The organism is Glutamicibacter sp. BSL13 (assembly GCF_052928425.1).
On sequence record NZ_JAVGCZ010000125.1, the window covers coordinates 1 to 6575 of the forward strand.

Here is a 6575-nt window from a genome sequence, read left to right on the forward strand (position 1 = left end):
GCCACCAGGATCGGCTCGGCGCCCTTCAGCCGGGGCCAGAGCAGGCCCAGGAACGCGGCCACGGCCGCGCCGTCAAGCCCCCAGGCGGCCGGGTCCCCCAGGGATTCTCCCAGCAGTGCCCCGGCCAGGGTGAACAGGTTCCACAGGATGAACACTCCCAGACCCGCGGTCCAAAACCCCCGGGACTTCTCTGCCGGGGAGGACTGGGCCAGCGAGGTAGCCACGGATTCGTCGATGGTCACGTGGGCCATCAGCGGCACCTGGCCAGCCCGCGGACGCAGCGCCTGCTTGATCTGCATGCCGTAGACCGCGTTGCGCACCCCAAGCAGCGAGGCGGCGGTAAAGGCGGCCGAGGCCGTCCCGCCGCCGGCGATCACCCCGATAAATGCGAACTGCGAACCGCCGGTGAACATCAGCGCGCTCAGGGCCACCGTCTGCCACAGGTTCAGTCCCGCGGCGATGGCCAGGGCCCCGAAGGAAATGCCGTACAGCCCGGTGGCAATCGCTATGGACAGGCCCATCCGGGTCGCCGGCGTCAGTTTGCCCCTAGGCATGTCCGGCATCGTAGCGCACCTTGTACACCCCGCGCTTGACGCGGGCCTGACCAATTTGCACCTGCCGCAACTGGGACACGTGCTGGACGTGGGTGCCGCCGCACGGTTCACTGTTCACGCCCTGGATGCTGACCGTGCGGGTCCCATCCGCGGCGATGGTGCTGGTGACCGCTGTGCCGGCGGCAAGCAGCTCATCGACCCGCCGCTGCAGCCAGGCCTCCGCCGCCTGGCGCTGCTCGGGCTGCTCCACCGGCACATCCAGGCTTTGTGGATCGAAGTCCAGGCGGGCCTGGCCCGGGAAGTGCGAATGCCCGCGGTGCTGCCAGCCGCGCTCCTCACCGGCGAACCCCACCAGGTGCCCCGCGGTGTGCAGTGCGGCATGCAATTTGCGCCGTTCGGCGTCGATGGTGGCCACCACCCGGTCCCCGACCTGCAGCCCGGTGGTTCCGTGGAGCACCACCAGGGATTCAATGCGCGATACGGTGACCGGTTGGCCATTGACGGTCCCGGTGTCCTCTGGCTGGCCGCCGCCGCGCGGATGGAAGATGTTTGGGCTCAGGGCGATGTACTGCCCCTCGTCATCGGCCCCGGCGGCAATGACCTCCGCCTCGTTCTCAAACAGGTAGGTGTCGAACAGGTAGGCCTGTTCCTGTGGGGATGTTGGCGTGTTCACGTTTTTCAGCTTAGCCGCAGATCACCGGCAAACGTTTGTTGAGCCGGTTCACCGACCGTAACCGAAGGCACGTGCACCGGTCGGGGCGTCTAGGCCAGGCCGGTGGCCCCGCGCAGCCAGGCCGGATGGTTGCTGGTCAGTTGGCGCACCCCCAGGCCGTGCAGGTAGCGCGCGTCCGCCGGCTCGTCAACGGTCCAGACCCGGGGCACCAGGCCTTCACCGATCCACCGCCGGACCAGGTCCTCGTTCCGGCGCACCCAGGCCACGCCCGGCCCGACCATTCCCACGGTGCCGCGGCTGATCAGCTCCAGGCCTTCTTCGACCGAACGCTGCAGCACCCGGTACACCGCGGCACGGTCGGTCTGCCCGCTGGAGAGCAGTTCGTCGACCCATTCGGCGTCCACCTCCGTGATCAGCTGGCACAGCAGTTTGCGGTTGACCAGGTCCGCCAGGTAGCGGTTGGACTCCGGCTCAAAGCTCATCAGGCTCACTTGAATTTGCCCGCTGCTTCCGGCGGCGCCGGTTTCGCGGTTGAACCCGTGGGCGTCGAGCACCTGCAGCACCGCGTCTTCCAGTCCGCGCCCAGCCGGACTGGGATGCTTAATTTCCACGGCCAGCCCCACCGCGGCATTGCTGTGCTCAATCAATGTGAGCAGTTCATCCAGGGTGAGCAGCTGCTCGTGGATGTCCCCATAGGCGGCCGGAATCGGGGTGGAACGCAGCACCGTGAAGTCCAGCTCCTTCAGCTGCTTGACGGTGTACTGGGCCACTCGCCCTTCGCCGTTGGAGGTGCGGTTCACGGTGGGGTCGTGGTGGCAGACCACCACCTGGTCCGCGCTGAGGTGCACGTCGCATTCGATTCCGTCCGCGCCTTCGGCAATGGCCTGCAGGTAGGCGGCACGGGTGTTTTCGGCGAATTGTGCCGAGCTTCCGCGGTGGGCGTAGAAGAGAGTGCTCATGCCCCTACGCTACTGGCCAGTCGCCGCCCGGTGCACGGTCCTCGGGTTGTGTGTTGGCCAAGAGCCGGCGAACTTCGAAAAATGGTCGGCGCACCGGCCCCGGCCCGGCGTGCCAGGGTCTACCGTGCGTTAAAGTGGTGCGCATGTCCCAGCTTTTGGAGCCGCGCGCCGCTGCCCTGCGCCGGATGAAACGCGTGGCCCTGTCACTGCTGCTGCTGATGTTCGTGCTTTTTGTGGCCGGGCTGCTGCTGCAGGGCCAGTGGCCCGCTTTCGCCTATCTTCGGGCGGCCGCCGAGGGCGGGATGGTCGGTGCGCTGGCCGACTGGTTTGCGGTGACCGCGTTGTTCCGCCACCCGCTGGGCCTGCCGATTCCGCATACGAACCTGATTCAGCGCAAGAAGGACGAACTGGGCGCCTCGTTGGGCAGTTTTGTCCAGGAAAACTTCCTGAACCCGGCGGTGGTGGGCCGCAAGCTGCTCGAAGCCAGGCTGCTGGCCCGCGCCGGCGGCTACTTGGCCAGCCGGCCCGGAGCGGACGCCGCCAGCGCCCAGCTGCGCACGGTGGCCCGGGGGATGCTGGACACGGTGGATGACGAACAGGTCCTGCCGGTGCTGCAGGCCCTGGCCCGGGACTACATGGTGGCCCCGCAGTGGTCCACCACCTTGGGCACCCTGGGGGCCAAGCTGGTGCAGGACGGGCACCACGAGGCGGCCGTGCAGCTGCTGGCCCAACGCGCCCAGGTGTGGGTGGCCGGGCACCCGGAGGTATTTCGTGAGGTGGTCACCGGACGTTCGCCCTCCTGGGTTCCCCGGGTCGTGGATGAGCTGCTGGCGCAGAAGATCCACCGCGAACTGGGCGGGGTGCTGAGCGCCGTGGCCGGGGACCGGGACCACCCGTTGCGCCGGGCGGTCACCGACTGGCTGGCCGGATTCACCCGGGACATGCAAAGCGACCCGGCCACCATAGCCAAGGTGGAGCAGTTCAAGCACTCGCTGCTCGGGGACCGGCAGTTGCGGGAACTTGCGGTCACCGGGTGGGGGTCACTGAAGGCCGGCCTGGATGCCTCCCTGGCCGATCCCGATTCCCCACTGTGCCGGGCCCTGAACGGAGCCGTCCAGGACTTTGGGCGTCGACTGCTGCGTGAGCGGGCCCTGCGCCAAAGCCTTGAGACCCGCCTGGTCACCGTGGTGCAGCGGTTCACCGCAGAACACGGACAGTCCCTGGCGGCTCTGGTCAGCGACACCGTGCGCGGCTGGGATCCGGCCGAGGCCAGTGCGAAGCTGGAGCTGCAGGTGGGCCGGGACCTGCAGTTCATCCGAATCAACGGGACCGTCATCGGGGCCCTGGCCGGGGTGGCCATCTATGCCGGAGGGCAGCTGATCCTGCTCCTGGCCGGATAGCCGGGCGGCCCGGCAGGCTACCTCTCGCCCCGGCGTCGGCGGCCGCTGCGGCGCAGGGCCGGCTGCGGAGCCGGCTCAATGACTTCGGCGTCGATGATGTTCGGGTCATCCAGCGCCAGCTGCTGGTCGCTGAGCGTGGGGATTCCGGCGAACGCGTCCGCGGCGGTCTCAATGACCCGTTTGGCCAGGAACCGGTTTCCGGCTCCGCCAATGACCGCCCCAATCCCGAAGGGCACCACCCTGCCCAGCATGCTGGCGGCCTGGGTGCCCAGGATCTTGCGCATGAACTTCTTTTGCAGGGTTCTTTGCATGGAGGTGTAGAAGCTGGTGGGGCGTCCTGCCCCGAATGCCCGGGCCCAGCCCTTGACCGGTCCCCCGCCGCGGCCGGCGGCCTGGGCGGTCAGGCCCGAAATCATCGAACTTCCCTCCTCGCCCATCAGCACCGCCATCACCAGCACCCGGGAGCGCTCCGGATCCTCAATGGCGATCCCGTGCAGTTCGGCCAGGGCCTGGGCGTAGAGCGCGCTGGCCTCCAGGAACCCGAGGGTGGCGGCCAGGGACAGCCCCAGGGCAGCGGTGGTTCCCACCACCGGCACGGCGGCGGTCCCGCCGACCGCTGCACCGGATCCCGTGGCCAGCGCCAGGTAGTCCCGTTCCACGATTTTGGCCAGGTCCGCCGCCGTAGCCTGGGGGTGCTTGCGGTGCAGGCGCTTGAGGTAGGCCAGCACGATGGGACGCTGCACGCCAATGCCCTTGAGGATGGCCTGCTGGACGCCGGAACGGGGTTTTCCGTCGGGTCCGATCAGTGACATGGTGATGGGGTCTTTGCTCATGATGTACCAACTGTAGCGAGCAAGGCTAGAAATTTGCAGGGAAAACGTGGTTCGGATCGACCGGGTGCGGCTGCGGCCGCGCCGCGTTACCCGCTAGTAGGTCAAATCGCTCCAGAGTAGTTCCGGGGTTCCGCTGAGGTTGGGCTGCTCGGTGCCGGGGTTCGACGGGGTCATCTCCTGGTCGCGGATGCTCCCGTGACGGGCGATCTCCAGGGTGTCGGCGGGCAGGATGTAGTTGGTGTCGTCGTGGATGCCCTGCTCGGCGACCCCGAGGTTCTCCAGCATGTCATCCACGGCTTGGTTATTGCCGTGGTTGCGTCCCAGCTCGCCCAGCACGACGTAGGGCTGGTGGTTGCCGGGGGCGGCGCCGCGGTCATCCTGCAGGTAGTCGGCCGCCGAAAGCCAATCGCCCACGATGCGCAGCTGGTCGCTGTGCCGCGGCGCGGAGTGCGTCAGTTCCTCGCGCACCTGGTCGGTCTGCACGGCGATGACCCGCACGGTGCTGCCACCCACCTTGATAGGTACATCCCAGAGTCCGGATTCCATGACCGGCATGGCCTCGGCGATGGTGCCGTTGAGTCCCGACTGGGGCATGGTGTTCCCCGGCATCTGGGACCAGCGCTGCTTGGTCACGGTCTGCACGTGCTGGGCGTCGATGGGGTGCTTGGAGAGCAGCACCATGGCACCCTGCCCGGGGAATTCGCCGTACCCCCAGGCGTCGGCTGGACCGCCGACCACCTGGTCGTTGTCCAGGTCGGCGCCGCTGGGGATGCCCTTGTTGGTGGGCCCGGCGTAGACATAGGGGTAGTCCACCGCCCGCCCACCATCCTGGGCGTGCTTCAGGTACTGGTTGTTCAGGGAGCGGGCCGCTGCCTCATCCGCGTCAATGCCGGTCAGCAGCACCACGTCGGCGTCCGCCTGCTGGATGGCCCTGGCCACCTGCGCGGCCTCGGTGCTGGCGCCCCCGGCCAGGTCGGCGCCGAGCTGGCCCTGCTGTTTGGCGCTGAGGTTCACGTCGAAGGTTGCCACGCGCAGTTTGCCATCCGGTGAATCGACCCAGAGGTCCTCCAACAACTGGGCCCCGAAGGGGTAGGCCGGGTCCTCTTCAATGTCGAAGATCCCGCACTGCTGGTAGTCCACCGGTTTTGGGGTCTGCTCGGCAGCCGGGGTGGCGGGAAAGATCAGGGCGCTTCCCAGGCCAAAAGCTGCAAGGCTAACCGACAAAAACTGCACGTGGCAACCCTACGCTGAACGCGTTGGGGATTTCCAGCGGCTTAATCAGATTGTGATACCAGCTCAGCGGCGCTTTTTGCGTTGGCCTGAAGCACTTCCTCCATATAGGGGGCGCGCACCAACGGGGAAATGCGCGCATCAACCAGACAGACGCCGTTGGCGCCTGCCCCAACCCATGCACGAACTTGCTCCAAGTCGGCTACGCTCTTCACGGTGATCCCCGTGGCTCCAAAGGCGGCGGCCAGGGCGGCGAAGTCCACGGTCGGAATCAGCATCGGATCCTCGTGCAGCCCAATCGAGCCATACTGGTGGATCTCGGCCCCATAAGCGGAATCGTTATAGATCACGATGACCCCGCTGCTAACGGTCCGCACGATCGACTCCAGGTCCGAAAGGGACATCAGGAACCCGCCGTCCCCGGCGGCCAGCACCACGGTGCGCCCCTCGGCCACCGGGGCGGCGCCGACCATGGAAGCCGCACCCAGGCCGATGGACTGGTAGGCGGTGCCCACGCAGCTCAGCGACCGGGTGCCGCTGGTGGACCAGTACATGGGCCCCCAACCGATGAAATGCCCGCCGTCCTGCACCAGCAGCCGGTTCTCCGGCAGGATTTCCTCCAGTTCACTGGCCACGCGACGGGGATCCAGCAGCCCATCCGCGGCCACCGGGTCACCGGCCGGGCGGGCACGTACCGCCGTTAGGTCCAGCCCGTCACAGTAGCGCCGCCCTCCGGCCCGCTCCTGAAGCAGGGGCAGCAGCTGGTCCAGGGCCTGTCCGGAGTCGGCGCTGGCAAAGACATCCACGCGCGGGCTGGTCGCGGTCGGGGCGACATCGACCTGGATGACCCGGGCCGCCGGGTCGAACAGCTGCCCGAAGCGCATCTGGAACTGGTTCAGCGACGCACCGAGCACCAGCACGGTGTC

General features: G+C 67.8%; 7 protein-coding genes. 1 reads left to right on the forward strand and 6 read right to left on the reverse strand.

Going from position 1 to position 6575, the window contains the following annotated elements; genetic code table 11:
* The 3 genes from RCJ92_RS14390 to RCJ92_RS14400 all read right to left on the reverse strand — a co-directional run.
* Positions 1 to 554, reverse strand: a 554-nt coding sequence (locus RCJ92_RS14390) for an AzlC family ABC transporter permease (RefSeq protein ID WP_446754918.1), incomplete at its 3' end; no start/stop codon positions are given.
* Positions 547 to 1227, reverse strand: coding sequence for a hypothetical protein (locus RCJ92_RS14395; RefSeq protein WP_138925453.1), 681 nt, complete (start codon positions 1225 to 1227; stop codon positions 547 to 549). The genes RCJ92_RS14390 and RCJ92_RS14395, both read right to left, overlap by 8 nt.
* An 89-nt stretch (positions 1228 to 1316) precedes the next feature.
* Positions 1317 to 2186, reverse strand: coding sequence for a glycerophosphodiester phosphodiesterase (locus RCJ92_RS14400; protein ID WP_446754919.1), 870 nt, complete (start codon positions 2184 to 2186; stop codon positions 1317 to 1319).
* 143 nt (positions 2187 to 2329) lie between these two features.
* Between RCJ92_RS14400 and RCJ92_RS14405 the strand changes: the two genes are divergently transcribed.
* The gene (locus RCJ92_RS14405; protein ID WP_446754920.1) at positions 2330 to 3586 is read left to right on the forward strand and encodes a DUF445 domain-containing protein; all 1257 of its coding nucleotides are present in this window, start codon (positions 2330 to 2332) and stop codon (positions 3584 to 3586) included.
* Between the two features lie 17 nt (positions 3587 to 3603).
* On the opposite strand, the gene RCJ92_RS14410 is transcribed toward RCJ92_RS14405, so the two are convergent.
* From RCJ92_RS14410 to RCJ92_RS14420, 3 genes are all read right to left on the reverse strand, one after another.
* Complete coding sequence (locus tag RCJ92_RS14410; RefSeq protein WP_446754921.1) at positions 3604 to 4419, reverse strand: hypothetical protein; 816 nt, start codon at positions 4417 to 4419, stop codon at positions 3604 to 3606.
* Positions 4420 to 4512: 93 nt separating this feature from the next.
* Complete coding sequence (locus RCJ92_RS14415; RefSeq protein ID WP_446754922.1) at positions 4513 to 5652, reverse strand: endonuclease/exonuclease/phosphatase family protein; 1140 nt, start codon at positions 5650 to 5652, stop codon at positions 4513 to 4515.
* Positions 5653 to 5693: 41 nt separating this feature from the next.
* A partial coding sequence (locus RCJ92_RS14420; protein ID WP_446754923.1) for a thiamine pyrophosphate-dependent enzyme occupies positions 5694 to 6575 on the reverse strand: 882 nt, incomplete at its 5' end.

Bases quoted from the DNA above. Each gene is read 5' to 3' on its own strand.
- RCJ92_RS14405 (WP_446754920.1), top strand. From the start codon at position 2,330: ATGTCCCAGCTTTTGGAGCCGCGCGCCGCTGCCCTGCGCCGGATGAAA.
- RCJ92_RS14400 (WP_446754919.1), bottom strand. From the start codon at position 2,186: ATGAGCACTCTCTTCTACGCCCACCGCGGAAGCTCGGCACAATTCGCC.
- RCJ92_RS14410 (WP_446754921.1), bottom strand. From the start codon at position 4,419: ATGAGCAAAGACCCCATCACCATGTCACTGATCGGACCCGACGGAAAA.